General features: G+C 69.1%; 26 protein-coding genes and 2 pseudogenes. 7 read left to right on the top strand and 21 right to left on the bottom strand.

Translation table 11 applies throughout. The features are described from left to right. Window positions 1-2 precede the first annotated feature (2 nt). From AC27LF_RS39075 to AC27LF_RS39060, 4 genes are read left to right on the top strand one after another with little or no spacing between them, the layout of a single operon-like run. Entirely contained in the window at window positions 3-1,028 is a 1,026-nt protein-coding gene (locus AC27LF_RS39075; RefSeq protein ID WP_479664117.1) for an ornithine cyclodeaminase family protein, read from the top strand. Continuing rightward, window positions 1,019-2,392, top strand: coding sequence for a type III PLP-dependent enzyme domain-containing protein (locus tag AC27LF_RS39070; protein ID WP_479664116.1), 1,374 nt, complete (start codon window positions 1,019-1,021; stop codon window positions 2,390-2,392). The genes AC27LF_RS39075 and AC27LF_RS39070 overlap by 10 nt, the downstream gene beginning before the upstream one ends. Window positions 2,393-2,431: 39 nt before the next feature. Then, window positions 2,432-3,460, top strand: coding sequence for a cysteine synthase family protein (locus tag AC27LF_RS39065; protein ID WP_479664115.1), 1,029 nt, complete (start codon window positions 2,432-2,434; stop codon window positions 3,458-3,460). Window positions 3,461-3,465: 5 nt separating this feature from the next. After that, window positions 3,466-4,893, top strand: coding sequence for an MATE family efflux transporter (locus AC27LF_RS39060; protein ID WP_479664114.1), 1,428 nt, complete (start codon window positions 3,466-3,468; stop codon window positions 4,891-4,893). Window positions 4,894-4,918: 25 nt separating this feature from the next. Here AC27LF_RS39060 and AC27LF_RS39055 read toward each other — a convergent pair whose 3' ends face one another. The 13 genes and pseudogenes from AC27LF_RS39055 to phnG all read right to left on the bottom strand — a co-directional run bounded on the left by AC27LF_RS39055 (window position 4,919) and on the right by phnG (window position 14,930). Next, entirely contained in the window at window positions 4,919-5,293 is a 375-nt protein-coding gene (locus tag AC27LF_RS39055; protein ID WP_479664113.1) for a PLP-dependent transferase, read from the bottom strand. A 388-nt stretch (window positions 5,294-5,681) separates the two neighbouring features. Beyond that, window positions 5,682-5,903, bottom strand: a complete 222-nt coding sequence (locus tag AC27LF_RS39050) for an aminotransferase class V-fold PLP-dependent enzyme (protein WP_479664146.1) — start codon at window positions 5,901-5,903, stop codon at window positions 5,682-5,684. Between the two features lie 68 nt (window positions 5,904-5,971). Beyond that, window positions 5,972-6,133, bottom strand: a pseudogene (locus AC27LF_RS39045) (cysteine desulfurase NifS); the annotation flags it as partial. A 100-nt stretch (window positions 6,134-6,233) separates the two neighbouring features. Continuing rightward, window positions 6,234-6,637 (bottom strand): annotated as a pseudogene (locus AC27LF_RS39040) (ISAzo13 family transposase); the annotation flags it as partial. 684 nt (window positions 6,638-7,321) lie between these two features. Continuing rightward, window positions 7,322-8,515 carry a phosphonate metabolism protein/1,5-bisphosphokinase (PRPP-forming) PhnN gene (phnN, locus tag AC27LF_RS39035; protein WP_479664112.1) on the bottom strand — a complete coding sequence of 398 codons (1,194 nt, stop codon included), beginning with the start codon at window positions 8,513-8,515 and terminating at the stop codon, window positions 7,322-7,324. Then, window positions 8,512-9,684, bottom strand: a complete 1,173-nt coding sequence (locus AC27LF_RS39030) for an alpha-D-ribose 1-methylphosphonate 5-triphosphate diphosphatase (RefSeq protein ID WP_479664111.1) — start codon at window positions 9,682-9,684, stop codon at window positions 8,512-8,514. The genes phnN and AC27LF_RS39030 overlap by 4 nt, the downstream gene beginning before the upstream one ends. After that, complete coding sequence (locus AC27LF_RS39025; protein ID WP_479664110.1) at window positions 9,681-10,394, bottom strand: DUF1045 domain-containing protein; 714 nt, start codon at window positions 10,392-10,394, stop codon at window positions 9,681-9,683. The genes AC27LF_RS39030 and AC27LF_RS39025 overlap by 4 nt, the downstream gene beginning before the upstream one ends. Next, the gene (phnL, locus tag AC27LF_RS39020) at window positions 10,391-11,110 is read right to left on the bottom strand and encodes a phosphonate C-P lyase system protein PhnL (RefSeq protein WP_479664144.1); all 720 of its coding nucleotides are present in this window, start codon (window positions 11,108-11,110) and stop codon (window positions 10,391-10,393) included. Before phnL ends, AC27LF_RS39025 begins: the two co-directional genes overlap by 4 nt. Window positions 11,111-11,112: 2 nt before the next feature. After that, on the bottom strand, window positions 11,113-11,892 hold the full coding sequence (phnK, locus tag AC27LF_RS39015) for a phosphonate C-P lyase system protein PhnK (protein ID WP_479664109.1): 780 nt from the start codon (window positions 11,890-11,892) through the stop codon (window positions 11,113-11,115). Then, window positions 11,889-12,752, bottom strand: a complete 864-nt coding sequence (locus AC27LF_RS39010) for an alpha-D-ribose 1-methylphosphonate 5-phosphate C-P-lyase PhnJ (protein ID WP_479664108.1) — start codon at window positions 12,750-12,752, stop codon at window positions 11,889-11,891. The genes phnK and AC27LF_RS39010 overlap by 4 nt, the downstream gene beginning before the upstream one ends. Next, a complete protein-coding gene (locus AC27LF_RS39005; protein ID WP_479664107.1) occupies window positions 12,749-13,834 on the bottom strand; it encodes a carbon-phosphorus lyase complex subunit in 1,086 nt (361 codons plus the stop codon). Before AC27LF_RS39005 ends, AC27LF_RS39010 begins: the two co-directional genes overlap by 4 nt. Next, window positions 13,834-14,460: a phosphonate C-P lyase system protein PhnH gene (gene phnH / locus AC27LF_RS39000; RefSeq protein ID WP_479664106.1), complete on the bottom strand. Its 627-nt coding sequence runs from the start codon at window positions 14,458-14,460 to the stop codon at window positions 13,834-13,836. Before phnH ends, AC27LF_RS39005 begins: the two co-directional genes overlap by 1 nt. Continuing rightward, complete coding sequence (gene phnG / locus AC27LF_RS38995; protein ID WP_479664105.1) at window positions 14,457-14,930, bottom strand: phosphonate C-P lyase system protein PhnG; 474 nt, start codon at window positions 14,928-14,930, stop codon at window positions 14,457-14,459. The genes phnH and phnG overlap by 4 nt, the downstream gene beginning before the upstream one ends. A gap of 157 nt (window positions 14,931-15,087) precedes the next feature. Between phnG and phnF the strand changes: the two genes are divergently transcribed. Both phnF and AC27LF_RS38985 read left to right on the top strand, forming a co-directional pair. Continuing rightward, complete coding sequence (gene phnF, locus AC27LF_RS38990) at window positions 15,088-15,855, top strand: phosphonate metabolism transcriptional regulator PhnF (protein ID WP_479664104.1); 768 nt, start codon at window positions 15,088-15,090, stop codon at window positions 15,853-15,855. Between the two features lie 63 nt (window positions 15,856-15,918). Further along, the gene (locus AC27LF_RS38985) at window positions 15,919-16,779 is read left to right on the top strand and encodes an endonuclease/exonuclease/phosphatase family protein (RefSeq protein WP_479664103.1); all 861 of its coding nucleotides are present in this window, start codon (window positions 15,919-15,921) and stop codon (window positions 16,777-16,779) included. A 154-nt stretch (window positions 16,780-16,933) separates the two neighbouring features. Here AC27LF_RS38985 and AC27LF_RS38980 read toward each other — a convergent pair whose 3' ends face one another. The 5 genes from AC27LF_RS38980 to AC27LF_RS38960 form a co-directional block, all read right to left on the bottom strand. Then, window positions 16,934-17,818 carry a MurR/RpiR family transcriptional regulator gene (locus AC27LF_RS38980; RefSeq protein WP_479664102.1) on the bottom strand — a complete coding sequence of 295 codons (885 nt, stop codon included), beginning with the start codon at window positions 17,816-17,818 and terminating at the stop codon, window positions 16,934-16,936. Window positions 17,819-17,878: 60 nt separating this feature from the next. Beyond that, window positions 17,879-19,564: an ABC transporter ATP-binding protein gene (locus AC27LF_RS38975; protein ID WP_479664101.1), complete on the bottom strand. Its 1,686-nt coding sequence runs from the start codon at window positions 19,562-19,564 to the stop codon at window positions 17,879-17,881. Further along, on the bottom strand, window positions 19,561-20,454 hold the full coding sequence (locus AC27LF_RS38970; protein ID WP_479664100.1) for an ABC transporter permease: 894 nt from the start codon (window positions 20,452-20,454) through the stop codon (window positions 19,561-19,563). The genes AC27LF_RS38975 and AC27LF_RS38970 overlap by 4 nt, the downstream gene beginning before the upstream one ends. Then, on the bottom strand, window positions 20,451-21,452 hold the full coding sequence (locus AC27LF_RS38965) for an ABC transporter permease (protein ID WP_479664099.1): 1,002 nt from the start codon (window positions 21,450-21,452) through the stop codon (window positions 20,451-20,453). The genes AC27LF_RS38970 and AC27LF_RS38965 overlap by 4 nt, the downstream gene beginning before the upstream one ends. Before the next feature lie 81 nt (window positions 21,453-21,533). Beyond that, window positions 21,534-22,994 carry an ABC transporter substrate-binding protein gene (locus tag AC27LF_RS38960; RefSeq protein WP_479664098.1) on the bottom strand — a complete coding sequence of 487 codons (1,461 nt, stop codon included), beginning with the start codon at window positions 22,992-22,994 and terminating at the stop codon, window positions 21,534-21,536. Between AC27LF_RS38960 and AC27LF_RS38955 the strand changes: the two genes are divergently transcribed. Beyond that, window positions 22,978-23,133 carry a hypothetical protein gene (locus AC27LF_RS38955; RefSeq protein WP_479664097.1) on the top strand — a complete coding sequence of 52 codons (156 nt, stop codon included), beginning with the start codon at window positions 22,978-22,980 and terminating at the stop codon, window positions 23,131-23,133. The two genes, AC27LF_RS38960 and AC27LF_RS38955, sit on opposite strands and share 17 nt — an antisense overlap. Window positions 23,134-23,163: 30 nt before the next feature. Here the strand turns inward: AC27LF_RS38955 and AC27LF_RS38950 are convergent, their stop codons facing one another. The 3 genes from AC27LF_RS38950 to istA all read right to left on the bottom strand — a co-directional run. Then, entirely contained in the window at window positions 23,164-23,982 is an 819-nt protein-coding gene (locus AC27LF_RS38950) for a YmdB family metallophosphoesterase (protein WP_479664096.1), read from the bottom strand. A gap of 541 nt (window positions 23,983-24,523) precedes the next feature. Beyond that, entirely contained in the window at window positions 24,524-25,354 is an 831-nt protein-coding gene (gene istB / locus AC27LF_RS38945; RefSeq protein WP_479664095.1) for an IS21-like element helper ATPase IstB, read from the bottom strand. Further along, on the bottom strand, window positions 25,354-26,480 hold a 1,127-nt coding region (gene istA, locus AC27LF_RS38940), incomplete at its 5' end, for an IS21 family transposase (protein ID WP_479664094.1). The genes istB and istA, both read right to left, overlap by 1 nt.

Genomic DNA, 26,480 nt, shown 5'->3' with positions numbered 1-26,480 from the left:
CCATGACCGACACCTCGGCCGCTCCCGCCCGTACCCCGGTGTCCGGCGGCGACAAGCACCTGCGGATCCTGTCCACCAGTGACCTCGCCGGGATCGTGATATCCCTGGCCGACGTGGTGGAGACGGTGGAAGGCGCCTACCGCACCCTCCACGCCGGCCGGTCCGACAACCCCCGCAAACTCACCGTCAAGCCCGAGGACGGACACTCCGTCTCCTACGCCATGCTGGGCCGAGACGGCTCCCGCAACGTCGTCGCGATCAAGACCTCGTACAAGCACGGCCTCGACAAGGGCCGCGAGGACCAGCATTACTACACGACCCTGGCCCTCTACGACGACGTCACCGGACTGCCGGTGGCGATGATGGACTGCTCCCGCATCGGCTCCCTGCGCACCCCGGCCGTCTCCGCGCTCCTCGCCCGCGAGTGCGCCGCCCCCGGCGCCCGCACCGCCCTGATCATCGGCACCGGCACCCAAGGCCGCCTCGCCCTGCCCTTCCTGCTCACCACGGTCCCCGGCCTGGACCGCCTGATGGTGTCCGGCACCCACCCCGAGGGCATCACAGCGGTCCGCGAGCAACTGCGCGCCCACTTCCCCGACCGGGACATCGAGATCGTCACCGATGTGCGGGAAGCCGCCGCAGAGGCCGACATCGTCGTCGCCACGGCCGGTGCCCACACCCCGGCCGCCGTCGAGGCGAGCTGGCTCAAGCCGGGAGTGCTGTCCATCCTCGTCGGACACGGACTCGGGCCGTCCACCCTGCACCGGGCCGACCGTGTCATCGCCACCAGCGAGGCCCAGATGCACGTCACCGGGACCGACATGGCTGACGCCGACGGCGAATTCCCCGCTGTCGACGCCGAGTTCCCCGCCGTGATCGCCGGCATCACCGCGGGACGGTTCAGCGAGAGCGAGCGGATCTTCGCCTACAACAGTGGTCTCGTCGTCACCGACATCGCACTCGGCCATCGTTTCGCCCAACTGGCCATCGCCCAGGGGCTGGGCACCGAGGTGCCGCTGTGGCAGTGACCACCACCGACGCCGGCCCCACCCTTCCCGCACTGCCCGACCCGGCCACCGACGCGGTCGTGGCCAGCGGCCTGCTGCCCGAACTCGCCCACGCCCTCGGCGGCCCGTTCCACTTCCTGTTGCCCGACGCCTTCGACGCCAACGTGCACGGCATGCGGGACGCCCTGGCCACGGCAGGTGTGGACGGCTTCGTGTACTACGCGAAGAAGGCCAACAAGGCGGCCGTGTTCGCCGAACGCGCCGCCGCCCTGGGCGCCGGAGTGGACGTCGCGTCCGTCGGGGAGCTGCGCGAGGCGCTCGGCCACGGCGTGCGGGGCGAGCACCTCGTGGTGACCGGGCCCGCGAAGGATCCTCGCCTGCTGCGCCTGGCCGTACAGCACGGCGCGCTCATCGCCGTCGACGCGCTCGACGAGCTGGATACCGTCATCACCATCGCGCTGAGCGGGCGGGTACGCCCCGCCCGGGTCCTGCTGCGGGTCCTGCCTCCCGTCCAGCCGCACTCCCGCTTCGGCATGACCGAGCAGGAGCTGACCACCGCCGTGGACCGCTGTGTGCAGGCGGGCGACGCGCTGCGCATGGAGGGCTTCAGCTTCCACCTGTCCGGCTACGCCCTCCAGCCCCGCGCCGACCTCGCCGCCCGCCTGGTCGACCTGTGCCTGAGCACTCGCGTGAAGGGGCTGGATGCCGGGCGGATCAGCATCGGCGGCGGCCTGCCCATCAGCTACACCGACGCCGACAACTGGCACACGTTCCTCGCCACACAGCGCCCCGCCGACTACCACGCCGGAAAGACGTTCCGGACCGGGGACTACTACCCCTACCATTCCCCACTCGCTGGAGCCGACGCGCTGGCCGCACTCCTTGCGACCCGGCCCGAGAACACCGCCGCCACCCTGGCCGACGTCCTGCGCGACGCCGGAGTGGAACTGCTCCTCGAACCCGGGCGCGCCCTCCTCGACCGGGCCGGTGCCAGCGTCTTCACCGTCCAGGGCGTCAAGGACCGCGACGGCTACCAGCTCCTGACTGTCGACGGCACCAGCCTCAGCCTGTCCGAGCAGTGGTTCAACAGCGAATACCTGCCCGACCCGCTGCTGATCCCGAAGGACCCCGCCGCACCCGCAGGAACGTTCCCGGCGAGCGTCGGCGCGGCGACCTGCCTGGAATCGGACATGCTCACCTGGCGCAAGATCGCCTTCAACCGGTGCCCGCGCCCCGGCGATCTCCTGCTGTACCCCAACACGGCCGGATACCAGATGGACTCCAACGAGTCCCCCTTCCACGACCTCCCCCTGCCCCCGAAGATCGTCATCGACCGGACCGACTGCCCACGGCCCCGCTGGCGCCTGGACCATCACTTCACCTGACACCGTGCACCCCGCCTGCCGCCTCCACAGGAGCATTCGATGCCCGGAGCCCTTCAGCGCCCCGCCGTGGTCTCCCGCATATCCGACCTCATCGGTTACACGCCCCTCCTCGAACTCGCCACGACCGAGACCGGCAGCCGCCTGCTGCTGAAACTGGAGATGTTCAACCCCACCGGAACCGCGAAGATCCGCATGGCCCGCGCCATGGTCGACGCCGCCGAAGCCGCCGGAGAACTGCGTGCCGGAGGCCGGATCATCGAGTCGACCTCCGGCAACACCGGCCTCGGCCTGTCCGTGATCGCCGCCGAACGCGGCTACACCTTCACCGCCGTCGTCGACCACCACGCCGCCCCCGACAAACTCCGCGCCATGAAGGCCCTGGGCACCGAACTCGTCTACGTCGTCGACGACGGCACCGAGGAACTCGCCACCGCCGCGCGCGAGGAACTCGCCGAGAACATGGCGCGCGGCCAGGACAACACCATCTTCACCGAGCAGCACAACAACCCTGCCAACGGCGTCGGTTACTTCCCCGTCGCTCACGAACTCCACCAGGCCCTCGACGGCAGGATCGACGTACTGATCGGCGCCGTCGGCACCGGCGGCGGACTGTGCGGCACCGGACGCGAACTGAGCAAACTGATATCCGGCGTTACCGTCATCGGAGTGGAGCCCAAGGGATCGATCGCTTTCGGCGGCCCCGCCCACGACTACTACCAATCCGGCACCGGCACCCCCGAGGGCGCCGAGATCGGCGCTCTGGTCGACTTCGACCTGATCGACGAGGGCGTCAAGGTCGGTGACATCGAGGCGTTCGCGACCTGCCGTGCCGTCGCCCGCACCGGCCTGCTGATCGGCGGCTCGGCCGGCGGCGTCGTCTACGAGGCATTGACCCGCCTGCCCGGCCTGCCGCCGGGCACGACTATGGTCGCACTCGTCAACGACGGTGGGGAGAAGTACATGGAGACCGTCTTCAACGACGACTGGATGAGCGAACGAGACCTCCTCAGCCCCGACACCGAGCGGGAAGTCGACGAACTCCTCACCAAACTCCGCAGGAACGGGTAGACCACATGCTGACCACCCTCCTCCGCGACAGCCGTGCCCTGAGCGTGCTCGCCATCCCGCTCATCCTCACCCAGCTCGCCCAGGTCGCCCTGACGACCACCGACACGGTGATGATGGGACTGCTCGGCACCACCGAACTCGCCGCTGGCGGCCTCGCCATCGTGATCTTCAACCAGATCCGCACCATGGGCGTCGGCCTCGTCACCTCCGTCGGCAACCAGGTCGCCGCCGCCGCGGCCCGCGCCGAACAGGCGGCCGACGCGACGGACGGAACAGACAGCACGAACAGCGCGCTGGAGCCGACGAGTCCGGGGCAGGGCGACGTACGGGCCATTGTCCGGGCGAGCCTGGCCGTCGCCACCCTCGCCGGGGTGGTCGGCGCCGTGGTGATGGTCGCGATCGGGCACATGCTGACCTGGCTCGGCCAGGAGGCGGACGTCGTCGCCCTCACCCGGAAGATGCTCTACGCACTCGCCCCCGGCCTGCTGCCCTGCCTGTGGTTCCAGGCCGTCCGCCAGTTCACCGTCGGCATGCGCCGCCCCCAGGCCCTCCTCCAGATCACCCTCGCGTCCATCGCCGTCAACGCGGGCCTCAACTGGATCCTCATCCACGGCACCTTCGGGCTTCCCCGCCTGGGCCTGACCGGCATCGGCATCGCCACCACCACCGTCTACCTGCTGTCCTTCCTGGCCCTCTACACCGCCGCGAAGAAGGACACGACCCTCGCCCCGTTCCTCACCCTCGACATCACCCGCACCGACCCGGCCGTCCTCAAGCAACTCCTCGGCCTCGGCGTCCCCATCGCCGCCACCTACGGCTCCGAGGCCGGCTTCTTCTCCGTCACCGCCCTGATGGCCGGCTCCTTCGGCCCCGACGCACTGGCCGCCCACACCGCCGTCAACCAACTCGTCTACATCGTCTTCCAAGTCGCCGTCGGCCTCTCCCACGCGGCATCCATCAACGTCAGCCGCGAACTCGAACTCGGCCACCACGACGCCGCCCGCCGCATCAAGAACACCGCGCTCGCCTGCGCCGCCGCCGTCATGGCCTGCATCGGAGTCCTCTACCTCACCCTGCCCCGGCTGGTCCTGGCCCCCTTCCTCGAAACCGGCTCAGACCGCGCCCTCACCATCGCCACCCACCTCCTGCTCGTCACCACGTTCCTCCAGTTCTTCGACTGCGCCCAGAACATCGGCGTCGGACTCCTGCGCGGCCTCCACGACACCAAGAGCGGCTTCCGCATCACCGTCATCGGCTACTGGATCGTCGGCCTCCCCGCCGCCTGGCTCCTCGCCTACGCCCTGGACCTGGAAACCGTCGGCATCTGGCTCGGCCTCCTCACCGGCCTCGCCGCAACCGCGATGCTCCTGCTGCGCCGCTACAACACTGCCCTCACAGCGGCAGCACAGCCGCTGATGACTACAACCGCCTGACGTGCCGTACGAGGAGAGACGGGATCTACCGCGGCTGGTATGCCGTGGTCACCGGGATGGCTCCCAGCAGCTGGGACCCACAGGTCTTCGCTCCTGCCATGAGGGTGCCGTCACAGAACCCGTGCGTCGCGCCGGCGAGGTAGTGGGCGAGGAATGTGGCGGCTTCGGCGGCCATGCCGGAGGAGAACGCCGGGGCCTGCTCGCCGCCTTCCAGGTCGGCGAGCTTCGTCTCGGTCGAGCGGATGGTGGGGTTGAGGCCGTAGCGGGTAGAGATCGCCGCTCTTGCGGCCTTCGACGACGTCGAGGAGGTCGGCCGTGGAGCCGAACGCGAACGTGGAGCGGTTGTAGAGCGGGGTGTGGACGGCTCCCTCGACGTCGCGGCGTTCGCCGGCGTGGACACCGAGGGTGGACATTCCGTGCTCGGCGGTCTCAGCCATGCCTCTCCTGCTCATCGTCGATTCCTCTGCGCCGGGCTGGTCGGCCCGGTCACTACGCGGCAGCCGCCCGGATGAGGGCCGTTGCCGCCGTCTCGATGTCACGGGGGCGGTCCAGCGGCCCAGAGACAGCCGCAGCGCGCCGAGCGCGCGGGCTGGTCCGACGCCCATGGCGGTGAGCACGGGGGAGGGGGCGTGGGTGCCGCTGTGGCAGGCCGAGCTGGTGGAGGCTGCGATCTGGTCGGCGGCGGTTAAAAGGGCGTGGCCGAGGACGCCGTCGATGCTGACGTTGAGAGTGTTCGGCAGGCGCCGCTTGTCGGGACCGTTGAGGTGGACGCGGCCCGGGAGATGCTGTCAGCCGCTGGTGGAGGTCGTCGCGCAGGGCCGCGATCGTGCCGGACAGTTGTCGGCGAGTTCGGCAGCCACGATCTGGGCGGTAGTGCCAAGCGTGACGGCCAGGGCGACGTTCTCGGTGCCAGCGCGAAGGCCGCGCTCCTGGCCACCGCCGTAGACGACCGGATCCAGCTGGACGCCGTCGCGCACGTACAGCGCGGCGCTGCCCTTCGGCGCGTACATCTGAACGCGGCGGACAGGTCGGCCACCTGGGCGCGGGCCTCGGCCAGTGCCCGGCGCGGGGTCTCGGCGTAGGGGCGACTGCTGGAGGGGTTGCCGAAGAAATCGGTGAGGTACGGTGCCGTCGCCCGGGCGACGCGCGGGTCGATGGGGGTGGTGGCGTTGTAGTCGAGGTAGACCGGTCCGTCGGCCAGTCGCGGGTGCGGCGGGAGGCCGCCGTCCGGGCCGCTCACGTCAGGTCCGCGGCGTCGACGGGCAGCTCCGACAGGCGCCACTCCAGCATGGGACTTGATTCTGAATAACTGTCAGGGTTGATCTTCCAGGTGGTCCTCGTCAGGCAAGCGACCTCGAAGCTGTTCGAGGGTCCGGGCGGGCGACCCAGGCAGCGGTGTGACGGCGATGCGGTGCAGGTCCAGGAGCCGGTGCCCGTCTTGGAACTGGTTGGAGAGGTTGGTGCGGGTGACGCCCAGCAGCTGGGCCAGGAGGGTGGTGGTGATAGCCCTGCGTCGGCGTAAGAGCGCTGCGAGGAGGCGGTGGTAGTGGTCCAGGCTGCTGGTCTGAGGGTGGCGGTAAGTGCGCGGTCGGTGGAAGCGTCGCTGGAAGGCTGCTTCGGCCAGGGCGTCCCAGTACGGCTCGGAGACTGCCACCAGGCGTTCGAAGTCGGACCGCGGCATGCCGGTCAGGGCCGGATTGCTGAGCATCGTGGTCAGGTCGGGGTCGATTCGCCGGGCGGTCGCCGCCGATGCAAGCACGTAACACCGTCGTCCGGGGTCTTGCCGCTGCCGGTCTCGTCGTGCTGCGGACCCACAGTGGGCGTCCGATGCCTGGCCCGGTTCCGGCCGCATCCTCATCCACGTGGCGAGCCTCGGGCGCCGTCCTGAGAAGGTGAGCGGTGCGGCGGACCGGCCGAATGTCGGTGCTAGGTGGGCGGAAAAAAAAGGGGCGGCACAGGTGGGACGGCCGGGGCCATCGAGCTCAAGTGGCGGAGGTTCGGCGACTCCTGACAGCTTGTCGTGCCCGGCCCCCGCACCTGAGCGGGCACCGAGGACGACACCACGCGCTGAGCTGGTCGAACTGGCGCCGCCGACGCCAAGCAGTGGCCCGCCGCTGTCACTATCTGCGGCGGTGCCGCACGATCGAGGGGCGGTCTCCGTGAGACCGCCCCCGCACGATCGACGTCCCGCTACACTCCCGCCACCCAGCGAAAGACCGGGTCAGACAGCGAAATCCTGCTGGAGTAATACTGTAGGGGTGTAGGTGAGGCAGAGGGCGACCTGGGCGTTCTCGATCCGCTCGGCAGTTCTGGTGTGCTGGCGTCGTCGCCAGGTGGCCGCTACCGTTCCCGTGCCGGTTCCCACCAGTACGCGCTCCGATCCTCGTGCGGCTCCGGTCCGTAGTCGCTGAGCCGGCCGCGCCAAGCATCAGAACTCGTAGCAGTCAAGGAGATCGACCGCGTTCAGTGTGCGGAAGTCGCCGAGCCGCTCGCGGAGCGTGGCGTGGTCCCAATCCCACCAGGCGAGCCGCTGCAGCCGCTCCGCGATCTCGGGCGGCTGCCGGTACCGGATGACCCGCGCCGGCACGCCTGCGACGATCGCGTACGGGGGTACGTCCTTCGTGACGATCGCGCCCGACGCGATCACCGCCCCGTTCCCGACGACGACGTCCGGTTTCACCTGCGCACCGTGCCCGATCCACGTGTCGTGCCCGATCGTCGTACGGCGGGAGCGACGCTGCGCGAACCACTCCGCGTCGTCCTCGGCGTCGGGCCAGTACTTCGCGGAGCGGTACATGAAGTGGTGCAGACTCGCCCGGTCGAGCGGGTGGTCGGTCGCCCCGATCCGTACGAAGCTCGCTATGTTCGAGAACTTCCCGACGGTCGTGTTCGCAAGGTCGCAGTACCGGTCGCAGTAGCTGTAGTCACCCAGCTCGACGTCGGCGAGCCGAGAACCCTGACCGACCTCCGTGTACCGGCCGAGCGCGCCGGCGACGACGGTCGAGCCCTCGTGCACGATCCCTGCCGCCGGCAGTGCGCCCGGTCCGACGGCCGATGCGGAGGTGCGGCGCGCAGTTGTCCGGATGACGCGCAGTAGAGCGGCGGCGCCGGCCTCGATGGTTCCGTCGTTGTGGATCTCCGCGTCCACCGCGTAGTCGGGGGCGGGGTCGGGACGGTGGAGCCGTCGGGCGATGTCATCCGCGTCCTCCCGGCCCCTCGTCCGCAGGCGGCTCGCCCGGACGGCGTCGGAGACCGTGACGCGGACGACGACAACGTGCTCGTAGCGTGCCGCCAGCTCGGCGAGCACGGATCGGGACACGTTCGCGACGACGGAGCGGCCGTCCCTGATGTCGTCGTCGATCTCGATCGGAATTCCATACCGCAGGCCATGGGCGTTCCACTCGATCGCGAAACGGCCCGCCTCGGAGGCGATGCGGAACGTGCGCGCGGACACCGGAAGGTGGTCTTCGCCCGGCCCGGGTGCACGCGTGATGTGACGCCGTGGCAGGGATACGTCCGGACCCGCATGGCGTCGGACCTCCGCGATCAGCGCGTCCTTGCCGACGCCGCTCGCCCCGACGACCGCGACGAACCTGCCCGGACCGATCTTCTGGGGTGTCATGCGACGCGCACTCCCTGCCGGTACACGGTGCGGACGACCGGCACACTCAGCCCCGCCGGGTGCTCCCGGGTGCCGGGCAGCATGTGTGTGCGGACGCGGACGAGGTCACCGCGCTTGCCGACCGTGATGTCACCCCGGTCGTCCAGACCGACGGCCTTGGCGGGATTGGTGCTGATCAGCTTGACGGCATCCTCCAGACGGATCGTCCCGTCGGTGACGAGCTGGAACGCGGCCTGCAACGGGCTGGCGGGCACGTAGTCGGACGACAGGACGTGGAGCAGTCCGCGTTCGAGGAGCGCCGACGCGGCGACATTTCCGGACTGGCTGCCGCCGCGCACGATGTTCGGCGCGCCCATGACGACCGACAGGCCATGGGCGACGGCGGACTCGGCGGCCACGATCGTGGTGGGGAACTCGGCAATGCTCACTCCGAGTCCGGCGGACTCCTCCACGTGCTCGGTCGTCGCGTCGTCGTGCGCCGCGAGGGCAATGCCACGCCGGCGCGCCGCCGCGGCGACGGCGTGGCGGTTGCGGTGGGCGTGGCGGCGCGCCTCGCGCAGGAGTTCGTCGGCGTAGGCGTCGACGTCGCTCTCGGACACGAGCCCCTTGCCGATGTAGTACCTCTTGAACGTGGCCAGGTCCGCGAACTGACGCTGGCCGGGGGTGTGGTCCATCAGGGACGCGAGTCGCACGAGCGGGTTGTCCGCGAACTCCTCGAACCGGTCCAGGCAGTCCTCGCCGGAGACCTCGCACCGCAGGTGGATCGCGTGGTCGGCGCGGAACGCTCCGGCTGTTGCCGCGGCCGTGATGGCGTCTGTCAGTCGCCGGGCCGACCGGGTCACCGTCTCGCGGTTGCTCGGCTCCGATCCGAGCCGGACCGCGTCGAGGACAGTGGTGGCACCGGCGGTCGTCATCTGGGCGTCGTGCGCGAGCACGGCGGGCATGGCCTCCCAGTGCACGCCGGGCCGGGGACGCAGATGGTACTCGGCGTGGTCGGTGTGCACTTCGACGACGCCGGGCAGCAGGTAGTCGCCGTCGAGGTCGTCGCCCGCCGGCACGGTGCCCGTGCTGATGTCGGCGATCCGGCCGTCGCGAGCGACCACCGAGCCGAGTATGACCTCGTCGCCGAGGACCAGGCGGGCATTGGTCAGTACGAGTTCCTTGGTCATCGGGTGCCTTCCAGCGGGTGGAGCGAGTGGATGCGGAAGGGTGCGCCGGGTTCCGTCTCCACGAAGACGGCGAGCGCACCGAGGCCGACGTTCCGGTCGAGGCAGTCGCGGAACCAGTGCCGCAGCGTCTGTTCGACGTGGTCCTGCCGGTCGTCCGGCACGCGATCGGTGAGGGTGAGGTGGAAGCGGAACTCATCGAGCACGTAGGGGTATCCGAAGTCGGTGAGCAGGGTCCGCTGGCGCTCCGTGAGCGTGTGTGGATTTCGCCGCGCGATCTCCTCGGGTGTCGCCGGCGCCCGGAACTGGTCCAGTTCCGTCACGACCGACGCGGCAAGCGCGTCAAGGGCCGGCGCGTCCTCGCCAGGGGTGAGCGCGTAGAAGTGGCCGATGCGGCTGAGCGTGAGCCGCGGAATCGTGACGTGTGCGGTCGATGCGGCCAGTCGCGCGGTGGCCGTGGCGACGTCGTCGACGGTGTGTCCGGGGGCGAGGCGGAAGGGTGGTTTGAGGGTGCCGTGGAAGCCGTATCGGCGCGCGTCCTGAGTGATCCGGTCGACGGCCGTACGCGTCCATCCTTCCGGCACGCCCCGGGGGGTGGCGCGGCCGGTGACGCTTCGCCCGAGCCAGGATTCCGCGCGCTCACGGAGAAGCACCTCTGTGGCGTCGGTGCTTCCCACACCCGGTGCGGCGTAGATCGCGTACCGGTGACTCACGCCGCCACCTTGCTCATCGGGGTGAAATCCTCGACCGGCACGACGCGGTCCGCGACGGCTTCGCGAACGTCCGCGTCGTGGAAGATACCGAGCATTGCGGTGCCCGCTTCGATCTTCTCGGCGATCAGCTCCACGACCACGCGGCGGTTGCGGGCGTCGAGGGAGGCGGTGGGCTCGTCCAGGAGCAGCATCGGCAGATCGGCGATGAAGCCGTGCGCGATGTTCACCCGCTGCTGCTCGCCACCGGAGAACGTCGCCGGCGGAAGCCCCCACAGACGATCGGGAATGCCGAGGCGGGACAGCAGCTCGGCGGCACGCTCACCCGCCTCCGTGGCGTCGACGCCACGCGCGACGAGCGGTTCGGCAACGACTTCGAGGGCGGGCACACGGGGCACACAGCGCAGGAACTGGCTGACGTATCCCATCGCGTGGCGACGGGCGGCAAGGATCTCTCTGGGGTTCGCGGTCGCGATGTCGACATCGATGTTCCCGGCGCGAAGGCGGACACTGCCGCGATCAACGGCGTAGTTGCCGTACACCATCTTCAAGATCGAGCTTTTGCCGGCGCCTGACGCGCCACCGAGGACGACGCACTCCCCGGCGTGCACGTCGAAGTCGAGCCCGCGGAGCACGGCGAGTCGCTGCCCGCCCTGCAGATGCATGGTGAAGGTCTTGTCCAGGCCGGAGACGGCGAGGGTCGGCTGGTCGGTGGTCATGGTCACCCTTGCAGGATTGAGGAGACGAGCAACTGCGTGTACGGGGCCTGCGGATCGTCCAGTACTCGGTCGGTCAGACCGGACTCGACGACCCGGCCGTCCTTCATCACAAGAGTTCGATGAGAGATCAGGCGGGCGACGGCGAGGTCGTGCGTGACGATGATGACGGCCAGTCCCAGGTCGCTGACGATCGAACGGATGAGGTCGAGCAGGCGTGCCTGCACGGACACGTCCAAGCCGCTGGTCGGCTCGTCCATGAACACCAGCCGTGGCGAGACGACGAGGTTTCTGGCGATCTGCAGCCGCTGCCGCATACCACCGGAGAACGCGGCGGGGGTGTCGTCGACCCGGTCCCGGGGGATCTCGACGCGTTCGAGCCAGTCAGTCGCTTCCGCGCGGATGCGCCCGTAGTGACGCCATCCGTTGGCCATCAGCGGCTCACCGACGTTGCCGCCGGCACTGACGTGCATGCGGAGCCCGTCCGCCGCGTTCTGGTGCACGAAGCCCCACTCGCTGCGCCAGAGCCGGCGCACCGCACTTTCGCTGAGTTCCGCGAGGTTCGCGACGTCGCCATCGCCGAGCCGGTACCGGATGGTGCCCTCGCTGGTTTCCAGGCGCTGCGAGAGTGTGCCGAGCAAGGTCGACTTCCCGGACCCGGATTCGCCGACGACCGCAAGCACCTCGCCCGGCCACAGGTCGAAGTCGACGCCGCGGCAGCCGAATCGGTCGCCGTATCGATGGCTGACGTTGCGCACTTCCAGGAGCGGACACTCGTTGCTCATGCGGTCGCCTCTTCGTTGTCGGCGCGAGCGGCCGCCCGCTCACAATGATCGCTGTCCGAGCAGGCGTACATGGCGCCGCCGGCGTTGTCGGTGATGATCTGGTCCAGATACACGCCGGTGGACCCGCAGATCGCGCACGGCTGGTCGAAGTTCTGCGGTTCGAACGGATAGTCCTCGAACCCGAGGCTTTCGACGTCGGTGTGCGGAGGGATCGCATAGATACGCTTCTCGCGGCCGGCTCCGAAGATGTGCAGTGCCTGGCTCTGGTGCAGCTTCGGGTTGTCGAAGCTCGGCGTCGGCGACGGCGCCATCAGGTACCGGTGGTTCACCAGCACCGGGTAGTCGTACGTCTTGGCGATGTGCCCGTACTTGGCGATGTCCTCGTACAGCTTGACGTACATCAGCCCGTACTCGTTGAGGGCGTGCATGCGCCGGGTCTCGGTCTCGCGGGCCTCAAGGAATCGCAGCGGCTCCGGGATCGGCACCTGGTAGACCATGATCTGCCCTTCGCCGAGGGGCGTCTCGGGGATGCGGTGCCGAGTCTGGATGATCGTCGCGTCCTCGGTGCGGGTCGTGGTCGGCACGCCCGCCACCAAGTTGAAGAAGGCACGGATCGACACTGCGTTCGTGGTGTCGTCGGCGCCCTGGTCGATCACCTTGAGCACGTCACCGGAGCCGATGATCGCCGCGGTGAGCTGCACGCCGCCGGTGCCCCAGCCGCGGGGAAGCGGCACCTCGCGGGAGGCGAAGGGGACTTGGAACCCGGGGATCGCGACTGCCTTGAGCAGCACCCTGCGGATCATCCGCTTGGTCTGCTCGTCGAGGTAGCCGGTGTTGTACTCGATCTGCTGGGCGCTCACGCGTTCGTCTCCTGCGTGCTTCCGGCGTGGTCGTGGAAGTCGCGTTGCAGCCGCCGGATGAGGTGCAGCTCGGCCTGGAAGTCGACGTAGTGCGGGAGCTTCAGGTGCTCCACGAAGCCCGCGGCCTGCACATTGTCGGCATGGCTGAGCACGAACTCCTCGTCCTGCGCGGGGGCGACGACCCGCTCCTGGAACTCGTCCGCTCGCAGGGCACGGTCGACCAGCGACATGGACATCGCCTTCCGTTCTCCGCGCCCGAACACGAGCCCGTAGCCGCGGGTGAACTGAGCGGGGGTGTCCGCGTTACCGGTGAACTGGTTGATCATCTGGCATTCGGTGACCTCGATCCGCCCGAGCGGCACCGGGAAACCGAGCTCCGGTGCGTCGAACTCGACCTCGACCTGCCCGACGCGGATCTCACCGGCGAACGGATGTGTGCTCCCGTACCCGCGCTGGGTGGAGTACCCGAGGGCGAGCAGAAACCCTTCGTCGCCGCGAGCCAGTCCCTGGAGGCGCTCCGCCCGGGTCATCGGGAACACGGTGGGTTCGCGCGTCAGGTCGGCCGGTTCCGGGTCCGCCCAGTCCGCGGCGCGGTCCGGCTCAAGGAGAGCATCGGAGCCGAGCAGGTCGGACACGCGCGGCATCGGCGTGGCGTCGGTGTCGGCGTCCGTCGGGCCGTCGCCGGTGGGGTCGGCGAACAGCCGGTGCGTGTAGTCGAACGTGGCCCCGAGTTGCTGCCCGCCGGGGATGTCCTTGAACGTCGCGGACACGCGGCGCTGCGGGGCGAGCCCGGCCGTATCGATCGGTTCGCAGTAGCCGAACCGCGGCAGAGTGGTCCGGTAGGAACGCACCAGCGTGATCGCTTCGAGCACGTCGCCCTGGCACTGCAGGATCGCTCGCGCCGCGAGATTCGGGTCGTAGAGCGACCCTTCGGTCATCACCCGGGACACCAGGACCGGGAGCTGGCCGGCGACAGCGTCCTGGCGGATCGCCGGGATGCCGGGATCACCGCGACCTTCCTTGGCGAGCAACGCGTGCGCATTCGCGATCGCCTTCTCTCCGCCCTTGACTGCGACGTACATCAGGCCTCCTGATCCTGATCGGACACCGCGCGCAGACGCGTGGTGCGAGGGAGCGCGACGACCGAGTCGTCGCTCATGACGAGCAGGTCGACGCCGCGAGGGAACAGCGCGCCATTGCGGCTCCACGCGGCCGAGAACCCCTCAGGTGCCCACGGGGCCTCGATCTCGACCCGGCCGTCGATGCCGGGGCCCGTCGCGGTGAAGCGCGCCCCGACGCCCGGGGTCCGCGCGTCGAGGACGATGGTCGCCGACTGGTGAGGTACCTCATCGGTGCCGAGCGCGAGCGCATCGAGCGCCGGGAGCGTGTCCGGGGTGGCGACGACGAAGTTCGCCGACCCATGCTCGTTCGTCACCCGCGCGCCGGTGTGGAACACCAGGTACGAGGTCACGTCGGGGTCTTCCGCCAGCGCCCTGTGCAGCCACACCGACACCTCCTCGTCGAACAGAGTCAGTGAGACGGCCGCGAGCGCAGTGCCGAGCGCCTTCGGCGCCTGAGCCGGACCGGCGATCCGATACGAGCGGCCGGGGTGGGCGAGCGCGTCGAGGACGGCGCGGAACACCCGCTGTCCTTCCCCCGTCGGATCGGCGAACCCGGGCGCCGGCGCAGTGGTGGACGTGGTGTTCATTCGTGTTCCCTCGCGACCGTGAAGAAGTCGACCTTGGTGCTGCGTGCTTCGGCGTGCCGGGCCTCGTCGTAGGCCGCCTGGCTACGCTCCAGCGGCGCGACGACATCGGTGAGCACCCGTGCGCGCAGTTGCTCGTCCGCCAGCAGACCGTCGAACGCTGCCGCGAACCAGGCGTGCTTGAGGTCGGTCCCGAGCACGTACGCGCTTCCGACGGTGTCCGCCGCAAGCGGGGCGCCGTGCAGTCGGAGTGTGGCGCGGGTCACCGTCGCCTCACCGAGGTTGAACCGGTCCCCGCCGGCACCCACACGACCACGGACCATGACCAGCCCTGCTTCGGGGCCGCGGATCGCCTCGATCTCAGGCTTCGCTTCCCAAGCACCCCAGGCGCCGGCGAGCTGACGGGGCGACGCCTGCGCGAGGGTTCGCATCCACCGCCTTCGCGCCGCCCAGGCCTCAGTCGGACTCGTCACTCCAACCTCCAAATTTGTCTGGCTCTTTGGACGAATCGAACGTAACGAGCCACCCGAGATTTGTCCACCTAGCTAGACGACTATCGGATGGACGCGCGGTGAACTCGCGGCCGGCTTGGCTGCGAGGTGACAGGCAGGCGGTAGTGTTCGGTGCACTATGCCTCGCGTCACACGTTCTGCCACGGGTTACTCGACGTGGCGCCTCATCGCCGACCAGCTCCGCAGCGAAATCGTGGACGGCTCGTTCCCGCCCGAAGCGAAACTGCCCACCGAGGGCGAACTCGCCGACCGATTCGGCGTACACCGCAACACCGTGCGCCAGTCCGTCGCGGCTCTCGCCGCCGAAGGTCTCGTGGCGACGCGCCAGGGCAGCGGCACGTTCGTCGTCCCGCACACGCTCCTGGTGCACCGGATCAGTCTGCGCACGCGCCTCAGCGACAGCATCGGCCAGGCGGGCACGGCGTCACACCGACCGATAGCAGCGGAGATCGTGGCAGACCCACCACACGAAGCAGCCACCCGTCTGCGACTCGACGGACGGCCCGCGCTCCAGGTCGAGACAGTCGCCGACGTGAACGGGACTACGGTCGCGCGGTCGACCTCCTGGTTCGACGTCGCACTGACGCCGGACCTCGACATCCATCTGCGGCAGACCCGGTCCATCACCAAGGCGCTTCGCGCAGTCGGCATCGACGACTATGTCCGTACCTGGAGCGCGGTCAGCTCCCGCATCGCGAACGGCACCGAAACCGAGGACATGAACCTTCCGGCGGGATCGATCGTTCTGGTCGTACGGTCTGTCAACACGCTGGTCGACCGCACGCCGCTGCAGTACACGAGCACACGCTTCCGCGCCGACCGCGTCGAGCTGGACATCTACTTCGACGAGCTCGACAACCCGAGCGGGCACGGACAAAGCCGCTGAACCTGTTTCCATCGTTTATTTATGGGTGGAAGATTGTTCACCCCAGGCTCCTAGGGTGGCGACATGGCCAAGAAAATGAACCTCCGCGTACTCACCCTCAACATCTGGCTGGACCCGCGGGACCGTGAGAAGCGGGACTCCCTCCTGCTGGAGGGCCTGCGCAGCTACGACGCCGACATCGTGTTCCTTCAGGAGGTGGTGCGCACCCCGGAACGTGACGCGTTCAAGCTCGTGTCCGACAACTCACCCCTGCACTGGCACCACGCCTCCGACTACACCCAGGCGGGCTGGCCCGCCTGGGGCACCGCCGTCGGTACCCGCTGGGCGCCGAAGAGCATCGACGTGCACCGGCTCCCGGCTGAGGACGGCCCGTACGTGTGGGAGGCGGTCGTGCCTCTCCCGATCGGCGTGGACATGCTCTTCCTCGGCGCCCGGCCGAGCTTCAAGTTCACCCGCGAGGCAGCCCGCGTCGAGCAGGCGCTGTTCATCACCGAGTTGGAGGAGAGGCGGCGCCAGGCGGCGCCGACGATCCTCGCCGGCGACTTTGACGCAGCCCCCGATCAGGACTGCATCCGCTTCTACACCGGCAAGTCCGCGATCAACGGCCGCAGTGCGGCGTTCCGCGACAGTTGGGCGATCGCCGGGGACGGCACCCCCGGGTACACCTGGACGACCGACAGCCCGTGGGTCGCACGCAGCGTCGTCGATGCGCAGGGCATCGTCCCGAACTACTGGGTACAGGAGCCGCACCACCGCCGCATCGACTACGTGTTCGCCGGTTCGACGGAGAACCACCTTGAGGTGGAAAGCGTGATCAACGACAGCAAGGTCGTGTTCAACGAGTACCCGACCGCCAGCGACCACTACGGCGTGCTCGCCGAGTTCGAGTTCAACGCACTCGACAAGCCCACTGCGTGGGCGTAGGCGTCAGCCTCGACCGACGGCGCGGTCCCCTTGTCCCTGGGCCGCGCCGTTTCGCTGCGCATCGGCGCCCGACGCACGGCGCATGGCGCATGGCGCATGGCGCCGACGAAAACGCTCCCGCTCCCGGCACCGGCCGGGCAGCGGGAGCGAGCGGTCAGATGCGGTGCGTCTCTTCGGCGCGCGCGGTCAGAGCCGCGCCGCGCAGGGTGCGTTCGGCGTTCTCCGCGGTCACCGCGGAGTAGAGCGCGTCCAGGACCGCGAGATGGATGAACCGGCTCATCATCGCCTCGATCTGGAACCGGGTCTCCCCGGAACCGGCGACGAGGGTCACCGATGAGGCCGCGACCAGCGGTGAGCGGAAGAAGCTCGTCACCGCGACGACCGTCGCGCCGGCATCACGGGCCGCTTCCGCCGCGGCCACCGTCTCGCGTGTTCTGCCGGTGTGGCTGATCGCCAGGCACACGTCCCCCCTGGTGAGCATCGACGCGGAGATGTGCTGCGAGATCGGGTCCGTGGGATTCTCGATCGGCAGACCGACGCTGCGGAACCGCAGGGCGGTGTCCATCGCCAACGGCGCGGACGGGCCGGTCGAGACGAGCAGGATCCGCTGGGCGGCGTCGAGCGCGTGGACCGCGCGCTCGAACTCCTTTGCATCGATGCTCGATTGGGCCGCCGCGATCGAACGGGACGTGGACTGGAACACCGACGCGATGATCGAACTCGGTGTTCCGTCCTGTGCCTCGTCGTGATGATCGGCGTCGGCCGATGCCTCCGACGCGAGTTGCAGCTTGAACTCGTGGAACCCCTTGAGGCCGAGGTCCTTGCAGAACCGCACTACGCTGCCCACGGAGCTGCGGGACACCGTGGCGAGGTCGCTGACCGTCATACGGACGACACCTGAAGGGTTCGTCAGAACGACGTTCGCGACGGCTGTCTGGGTGGGTGACATCGACGGCAGGAGCGCCCGTATCCGTGCGATGAGCGTGCCGCGATCGAGGCTTGAGTGCGGCGCCGGTGTCAGGTCAGCGGACATGGTCATATCCAAGCATTGTCGCCACTGGGCGCGCGAACGCCGCGCTCGGTCCAGTTCGGTTCACGGCTACACGTCGGTCGGTTCCACCGCGCGGGCCCTAGTTCGCGGGTCCGCGTCCGGACCGGGGGCGACGTTCGGTGCGAGCCAGGGGTTCGCGGACACCAACTGCCGGGTGTAGGGATGGTGCGGCTGGAAGAGGACCTGGTCGGTCGGACCGGCCTCGACGATGAGCCCCTGTTCCATCACCACGATGGTGTCGGAGAGATGGGAGATCACCGCCAGATCGTGCGAAACGACGACAAGGCCGAGTGGACGCTGCGTGGTCAGCGTGAGCAGCAGGTTCACGATCTCCGCCTGCACGGACAGGTCCAGCGCCGACGTCGGTTCGTCGGCGACGAGGACGGACGGATTCGCAGCCAGGGCGCGTGCGATCGAGACGCGCTGGCACTGCCCGCCACTGAGACGGCCCGGTCGCCGGTGCAGGAGATCGCCGGTGATGCCGACCGCCTTGAGCAATTCGAGGGCGCGTTCGTGCGCTGCCCGCCGCGATGTCTTCTGCACCGTCCGGCATGCCTCTTCGACGGACGCGAGCGCGGTCTGTGTCTCGGTGAGGGATGCGAACGGGTCCTGCAGGATCAGCTGCACCTCGTGCCGCTCCGGCTGCCGGCTGCCGAAGCGACGCCACGGCTTGCCGTCAACGGTCACCTGGTCCGAGGGGAGGACGCCGGTGAGCAGCCGGGCGAGCGTGGACTTTCCGCTGCCGGACTCGCCCACGATCCCGAGCCGCTCGCCGGCCCGGACGCGGACGGAGATGTCGTGCAGGATCTGCCGGTCGCTGTAGGAGAAGTCCAGCCGACGAGCCTCGACCGTCGACACCTTCCCGGTCGGCACCGCTCGGGCCGGAACCCGTACGTACCCGCCGTCGGTGACGGCCTCCGAGACCTCGCCCGAGCGGCGCGCCAGCAGGTAGTACCCGCGAGGCGTGCGTTCCGGAAGCGCACTGACGAGCGTCTGCGTGTACGGATGCTGCGGGTTCTCAAGCACCTCGGCGGTGCGGCCGGTCTCGACCACCCGCCCCTCGTTCATGACCACAACGCGGTCGGTCGCGGACGCGATCGCGTTGATGTCGTGCGAGACGACCACAAGCCCGAGCTGACGCTCGAACCGCAGCTCGGTGAAGAGGTTCAGCACACTGGAGCGGACGGATGCGTCCAGAGCGGTGGTCGGCTCGTCGGCGAGAAGCAGCCGCGGTTCGGACGCGAGCGCGAGCGCGATCATCACCCGCTGCCGCATCCCACCGGAGAGTTCGTGGGGTCGCGAGCGCAACAGCACTTCGGTCGGGGTGAGCCGCACCGCCTCAAGCGCTTGGCGGACATCGTCGTCGGTCGCCCGGGTGCGCCGGGTCAGCTGCAGGGCTTCGCGCACCTGACTGCCGATTCGCTGCAGCGGGTCGAGGCTCGACATGCTCGCCTGCGGCACCATCGACACGATCCCGCGGAGGGTGCGCTGCCGGCTCCGCAGGGACTCACGGGTCACGTCGCGGCCGTCGACGTGGATCGCGCCGGACTCGATCCGGCCGCCGACCGAGGACAGCAGCCCCGTGATGGCGCGCAGGGTCATGGTCTTTCCCGAGCCGGTCTCACCGATGATGCCGAGCGCTTCGCCGCTGTCCAGCGCGAGGGACACGTCGGTGAGCACCTTCGTCCGTGCGATGGTGACGTTGATGTCGCGTACGTCGAGCAGGGCGGTCATCGGGAGTTCCTTCCACCGGCGGAGTCGGCCATGAGGGCGAAGCCGACGCCGAGCACGAGCACGACAAGGCCGGGAATGATCGGCGCCCACCAGGCGATCGGCAGCAGGGCGATGTTGTCGGCCATCATCTGACCGAGTTCGGGTGTCGGCGGGGCGATACCGACGCCGAGGAACGCGAGCGAACCGACCAGCGCGGTCGTCGCGACCGCCTGCGTCGCGGCGTAGGACAGGTTCATCGACACCAGCGCCGGAGCGATATGCCGGAACAGGATGCGCATCGGTCCGTATCCGAGGACGCGGGCGGCGACGACGGAGTCCCGCTCGCGCAGCAGGATGGCGCGGGACATGGTCAGCCGGGTGTAGGGGGGCCAGCAGGCGATCACGATCGCGATGCTGATCGCGGCGGCGCCGCGCGGCAGGCCGGGTATCAGCTCACGGTTGCCGAGCGTTGCAGCGAGCCCGATCACGAGCACGATGTACGGGAACGCCATCGTCGCGTCGGTGATCCTGCTGAGCACGGCGCGGCCCATGGCCGGAAGGTAGGCGGCGATCAGGCCGAGGAGCGCCCCGCCGACTGCCGCGGCGGTGATGCTGACGACGATGAGCCCGAGGTCGATCCGGCCTGCTTCGAAGGTGCGGACGAAGATGTCCCGGCCGAGTTGGTCGGTTCCGAACGGATGGTCGGCGCTGGGTCCGGCGAGCGGCATCGAGGCGATGTCGGAGGATGACACCGGGCTGACCATCGGAACGATGACGAAGGCCAGGGCGAGGATCAGCACGAGCGTCAGCCCGACCAGCCGCTCCGCGCGGATGTTCAGCGTGCGACGGCGAGGGGAGGAAGCGGGCTGGGGCTTCGCCGTCACGTCGGGCGGCTCGATGACGGCGGTCACCGGGCGGTCCTCGGGTCGATCACGCGCGAGGCGATCTCGGTGATCAGGTTGAGCATCACGACGACTGCGCCGGTGAGGAGGACGATGCCCTGGATGACGGGAAAGTCCAGCGCTCCGACTGCGGTCGTCATCGCCCGTCCGATGCCCGGGAGACCATAGACGATCTCGACGATGACCGCACCGCTGATCAGATAGCTCAGGCTGACGCCGATGACGGCCAGCACCGGACCGGCGCAGTTCGGGGCGACGTGGCGGAGCATCAGCCGTGCCCGCGACATGCCGCGCGCCGCGGCGGCTTCGGCGAAGGGTTCGTGCAGCACCTCGCCGGCACGTTCGCGCACTGCACGGAGGATGATCGGGGTCAACCAGAACGACACGGTCACCGCGGGCAGGATGAGGTACTGGAAGTTGTCGGGGTAGCCGCTGCCCCACCCGCCGGTGGGGAACAGCCCCCCGCGGAGCGCGACCGTGAGGATGAGTACGAGCCCGACCAGCGCGCCCGGTGCCGCGAGACCGAGCAGCGAGAGCACGCGGATGATGTTGTCGAACACCGGCCAGTTGCCGCCCGCGGCGAGCAGCCCGACGCCGATGCCGACGACGGACGAGATCAGCAGCGTCACGCCGACGAGATCGAACGTGACCCCGGCACCGTTCATGACGACGCTCGCGACGGTGGTGGTCGGGTGCTGGAAGGAGTTGCCGAGGTCGCCGTGGAGGAGACCGGTCGCGTAGTCGAGGAACTGGGCCAGGAGCGGCTTGTCGAGTCCGAGTTCGGTGCGGAGGGCCGCCATCCGCTCCGGGCTCGCGCCGGTGTTCCCTCCGATCATGACGACGGCCGGGTCACCGAGCAGCGTCCGGATGAGGAAGAACGTGATGATCATGACGAGCAGGGTCACAACGATCGCCTGGACGATCGGACTGACCGTGGCGGCCAGGCGCTTGCCTGCGCGGCTACCGGTCCGGCGGGCCGCCGGACCGGGCCAGACTGCTGAGGACATCTGCGGTGCTTTCTCTCGGGAACGGTAGGAGCCGTGGGGAAGGGGGCGGGAGGGGCCCGCTGTGCGGGCCCCTCCCGCGGGTTACGGCAGGACCAGGTACGAAGCGCCCACGCTGTGGATGACGTCGCTCGGGAACCGGGACACCCCCACGTAGCTGAGGGTCGTCAGCGGGATCGACGGAAGCTCCTTCGCGTACTCCTCGTTGATCTTCTCGACCAGGCCGGGCGCCTCACTGGGGGAGGCGGTCTTCAGCTGGTCCGACAGTTTCTTCAGCTCCGGCATGTCCGGTTTCGTCGGCAGCGTGCCCCAGAAGTTGGCGTTGCTGGCCGATGTCGGGTCGCCGTAGATGTAGCCGCCGAGGTAGCTCTGGGTGTTCTCGTAGTAGCCGATCCACCGGGTGAACAGCCCCCAGTCGCCCTGCTTGAGACGGTCGCCGACCTGGTTGAAGGGCGTGTTCTCGATCTCCAGCCGGATGCCGATGGCCTTGAGCTGCTGCTGCACGACCTGCGCGACGAGCGGCACCTGCCATGCGGAGTCGGTGACGGTGACGAGTGGGATGGTGCACCCGTTCTCACACTTGGTGCCCTTGAGCTTCGCCTTCGCCGCGGTGATGTCCTGCTTGGTGGCCTTGGCGTTCGGCGACGTGTCGTCCTGGTTCCACGGGATGCCGTAGAGCGGCAGCCCGACGCGCTCGCCGCCGAGCGCCGAGTCGGCGATCTGCTGACGGTTGACGGCGAGCGAGATCGCCTGGCGGACGCGTTTGTCACCGGCGATGGGGTTGTTGAAGTTGACCGACAGCGCCATCTGGCCGCCGTTCCATTTCGCCGTATCGAGCGTGAGCGGGCTCTTCACCTGCGACAGCAGGTTCCCCGGGATGTTGTCGGCGTAGTCGACCTGCCCGCTCCTGAGCTGCGCGAGACGTGTTGCCGCGTCGGTGACGGAGACAAAGTTGATCTTCTTTACCTTGCGCGGCGTGGTGTCGTAGTAGTCGTTGTTCGCCGAGAGGGTGAACGTGCCGTTGGTCGTGTCGAGGGTATCGAACTTGAACCGGCCGGCCGAGACCGGGTGCTTCCAGAAGCTGTCGCCCTTCGCGATGCCCGACGCCGGCAGGATGACCATCTCCGGCACCGAGAGAGCGGCCGGCATGCCCGGATAGGGACGGCTCATCGCGAGCGACACGGTGTCGTCGTCGGGCGCGGTGACCTTCTTGATGCTGCTCATCGCGGGGCCGATGAAGTTGTCACCGGCGACGTTCGGAGTCGACAGGATCCGGTCGAGCGACGCGGCGACGTCCTTGGAGGTCAGGGCGGATCCGTCGGAGAACTTCAGCCCGGAACGCAGCTTGATCGTCCAAGTCAGACCGTCGGAAGAGGCGATGACCGACTTGGCCAGCTGCGGGGTGCCGCTGTCCTTCCCGTCGGAGTAGTTCGTGAGGTAGCCGCCCCACAGGAAGGTCAGCTGCGTCACCTCGTAGGACGCCGAGTTCATCGGATCCAGCGACTGCGGAATCGCGTGGTCCGCGATCGTGATCTCATCGCTCAAGGCGTTCGACGCGCTCGACGCGTTCGACGCCGACGAGCACGCGCTCAGGGCCAGCGCGGCGGCTGCCGCGGTCGCGGCGACTGCCGGAAGCCGCCGCCGTCGGCGCACGGAGGAGATGGACATCATGACTGCTCTCTGACGAGGGGTTCGAGGAGGAGAGGAATGCTGATCAGCCGGCATCGACGCGGATCACCGACGTGGTGCGCCCGTCGACGATGTCGAAGATCGCCGCGCCCAGGGTGAAATCACCGGTAGCGAGCTGGAAAGGCGGCAGTGCGGAGGTGTCCTCACCGCGGAACTCCTTGACGAAGTGGATCGGGTCGAACCCGTACCCGCTGAAGCCCAACCGGCCGGCCATACCGAGTTCCGCGACGAAGCCGGTGCCGCCGGGCAGCAGGTGCGCGAGCTGTGTCCCGTCGTGGGTATGTGTCCCGACGACCGCGGCGACCTGCCCGTCGACGGCGCCGGAGAACCACGCCTTCTCCCCCGGCGCCCCGCTGTGCAGGTCAACGACGACCGCCCCCTGGAGCACACCGCCCTCGACCAGTTCCGTCCACGCGTCCCACAGGCCGGTCGGCTTCGGGGCCAGGCATCCCTTGCCCACCGCGCCGGGGCTCAGCAGGTTCACCACCGTCAGCGTCTTGTCGCCCTCACCGATCGTCAGGACACCCTTCCCGCGCGTCTCCGGCACGTTCAGAGGGCGGACGACCTGCGGGTACGCGAATGACTCCGCGACCTCGGGACCGTCCCACGAGTGGTTCCCGCCGGTGATGACGTCGGCGCCACCGGCGATGAGGACGTCCAGTTCCTTCCGGGTGGTACCGAATCCGTTGTACGGCAACGGGCCGGTGACGGCCGCGTTTTCAGCGTTCACCACGATCCAGTCGAGCTGGTGCTCGGCACGGAGTTCTGGGAGGCGGGCGCCGAGCCACGCGGCCGCTTCGGGACCGACGACGTCGCCCACGGTCATCACACGCATCTGATTCATGGTGCGACCGTAGAGCTCCCGATGGAACAAAGTTCACTGCGGTCGATGAACGAATGATGAATCATCCATCGGGCTTCGTCCTGGAACTTTCTTCACCGGTTGGTGTCCCAGGAACAGACCGGAGCAGAGACGTGAGCGGCCACCACGGCGTCCGCAGCACGCACGTACAGGAGCCGCTTCTGCCGGTCGCGGTGACGACGGCCAGGCCTGGAAGGAACCGTCTCAATTGGCGCAGGGGAATTCCGCGAGTCGCGATGAGTCCTGCGGCGTCCGGCGGTCGCAGTGTCGAACCCGTTACCTAGGAGGACTTCTGATGCGCAGCGTGACCTATTCGAAGAACGTCTCACTTGACGGCTAGTACTCCAGCAGGATTTCGCTGTCTGACCTGGTCTTTCGCTGGGTGGCGGGAGTGTAGCGGGACGTCGATCGTGCGGGGGTGGCCCCACGGAGACTGCCCCTCGATCGTGCTGTCGGCGGCGGCTGAATTTTGACCCATTTTGGGCGGTTGAAACGTGACCCCCGTGTCGTTGGTTGCTGTCGGTCAGTCGGTTTCGGTCGGGGCGGTGGGGACGCGGCCGAGGCTGCGGCCTTTCATGCGGTAGGAGTCGCCTTTGAGGGAGTGGACCTCGGCGTGGTGGACGAGGCGGTCGATCATGGCGGCGGCGACGGTCTCGTCGCCGAAGACCTCTCCCCAGCGTCCGAAGGGCTTGTTGCTGGTGACGATCACGGACGCGCGTTCGTATCGGTTCGAGATGAGCTGGAAGAACAGGTTGGCGGCTTCGGCTTCGAAGGGGATGTAGCCGACCTCGTCGACCACGATCAGCGGGTAACGGCTCAGCTTGGTGAGCTCGGCCTGGAGGCGGCCGGTGTGGTGGGCGGAGGCCAGGCGGTCGACCCACTCGGCGGCGGTGGCGAACGCGACGCGGTGGCCGGCCTGGCAGGCGCGGACCGCAAGCCCGATGGCCAGGTGTGTCTTGCCGGTGCCCGGCGGGCCCAGGAAAACAGCGTTCTCCTTACCGGTGATGAAGTCCAATGTTCCCAGATGCGCGAGCTGTTGGCGCGTCATACCGCGCAGGTGGGTGACGTCGAGTTCCTCGATCGTCTTGAGCGCGGGGAAGCGGGCGGAGCGGATGCGGGCCTCGCCGCCGTGCGATTCGCGGGCGGCGACTTCCCGCTGCAGGCAGGCCACCAGGTATTCGGTGTGGGTCCATGCTTCGGTCCGGGCGCGCTCCGCGAGGCGTTCGGCGGCGTCCAGCAGCGCGGGGGCTTTCATGGCGCGGGAGTAGAAGGCCAGGTCGGAGGTTGTCTGCTCGCCGGTGCGGCGGCCCGCCGTGGTGCTGGTGGTGGCCTTGGCTGCGGTGGTGGACGGCATCAGGAAGCCTCCGCCCCGTCGTGGCCGGCGCTGTCGCTCTGGCCGCCGTCGATGACGGTGAACATGCGGTCGTAAGCGGTCAGCGCGCGTTGTTCGACCTCCACTTCGGCGGGTGCGGTGTGCGCTGCGGCGGCGGCTCTGGCGTGGAGGAACTCGCCGCGCAGCAGGCGGGCGGCCTCGGCGTGTGCGGGGTCGGTGAGGGTCTGGTGGCGGGCCCAGCAGCGTGGGTGCCAGGCCACCTGTGTGCCGTTGCAGGTGGCGGACACGGTCTGGGTGTCGACCCGCACCGTCACCTTGTGGCCGATCGCGCGCGGGTGGATGGAGTAGTCGCAGGTGCCCACGCGGACGTAGTGGTCGCGTCCCAGGCGCAGGGTCAGCTGCCACCAGGCGGGCGGGTCGATGGGCGGCAGGGAGAGCATCCCGGCCCGGTCCGCCTCCCAGCGGTCGGCCGGGCGGGCGTCGATGGTGCGGTGGCGGCGCCGGTTGGCGACCTTCAGCCAGCTGCCGAGCTGGGCGTTGAAGTCGGCCGGCCCGCTGAAGGTGCGGCCGGGCAGGAAGCTGGTCTCCAGGTAGCCGTTGGCGCGCTCGACCAGCCCCTTCGCCTCCGGATCGCGGGGGCGGGTCTGGAAGATCCGCACGCCCAGCAGCCCGGCCAGAGCGGCGAACTCAGCCGTCAGCTTCCCGCCCCGGCCCACCGCGCCCTCGTTGTCCCACACCAGCATCCGCGGGACCGCGCCCCACTCGGACAGCAGCCGCCAGTGCCCGTCGATCAGATCGCCGGCCTGCCGGGAGGGCAGCAGACGGGCGGCGATGACCCGCGAGTAGCCGGCCACCACCACCAGGACCGGCGGGGAGGCGGCCTGCCCGTAGCCGAGTGGGATCTCGGCCGGCGGGAACCACAGGTCACACTGGGCGATCTCGCCGGGCTGGTAGACGGTGCGCGAGACCGGGTCAGCGGGCAGATACGCGGGCCGCAGCTCACGCACCCGCTCCTTGAGCACGGTCATGCCCCGCTGCCAGCCGATCCGCTCGGCGATGACGGTGGCGGGCATGGTGGGGGTGGCCTTCAGCAGCTCGCGGATCGCGGGTTCGAAGGAATCGACCGCGGAGCCTGCCGGGGCACGGG

This window comes from Streptomyces diversicolor, assembly GCF_057537855.1.
This window is presented reverse-complemented; position numbering and strand designations above follow the sequence as displayed.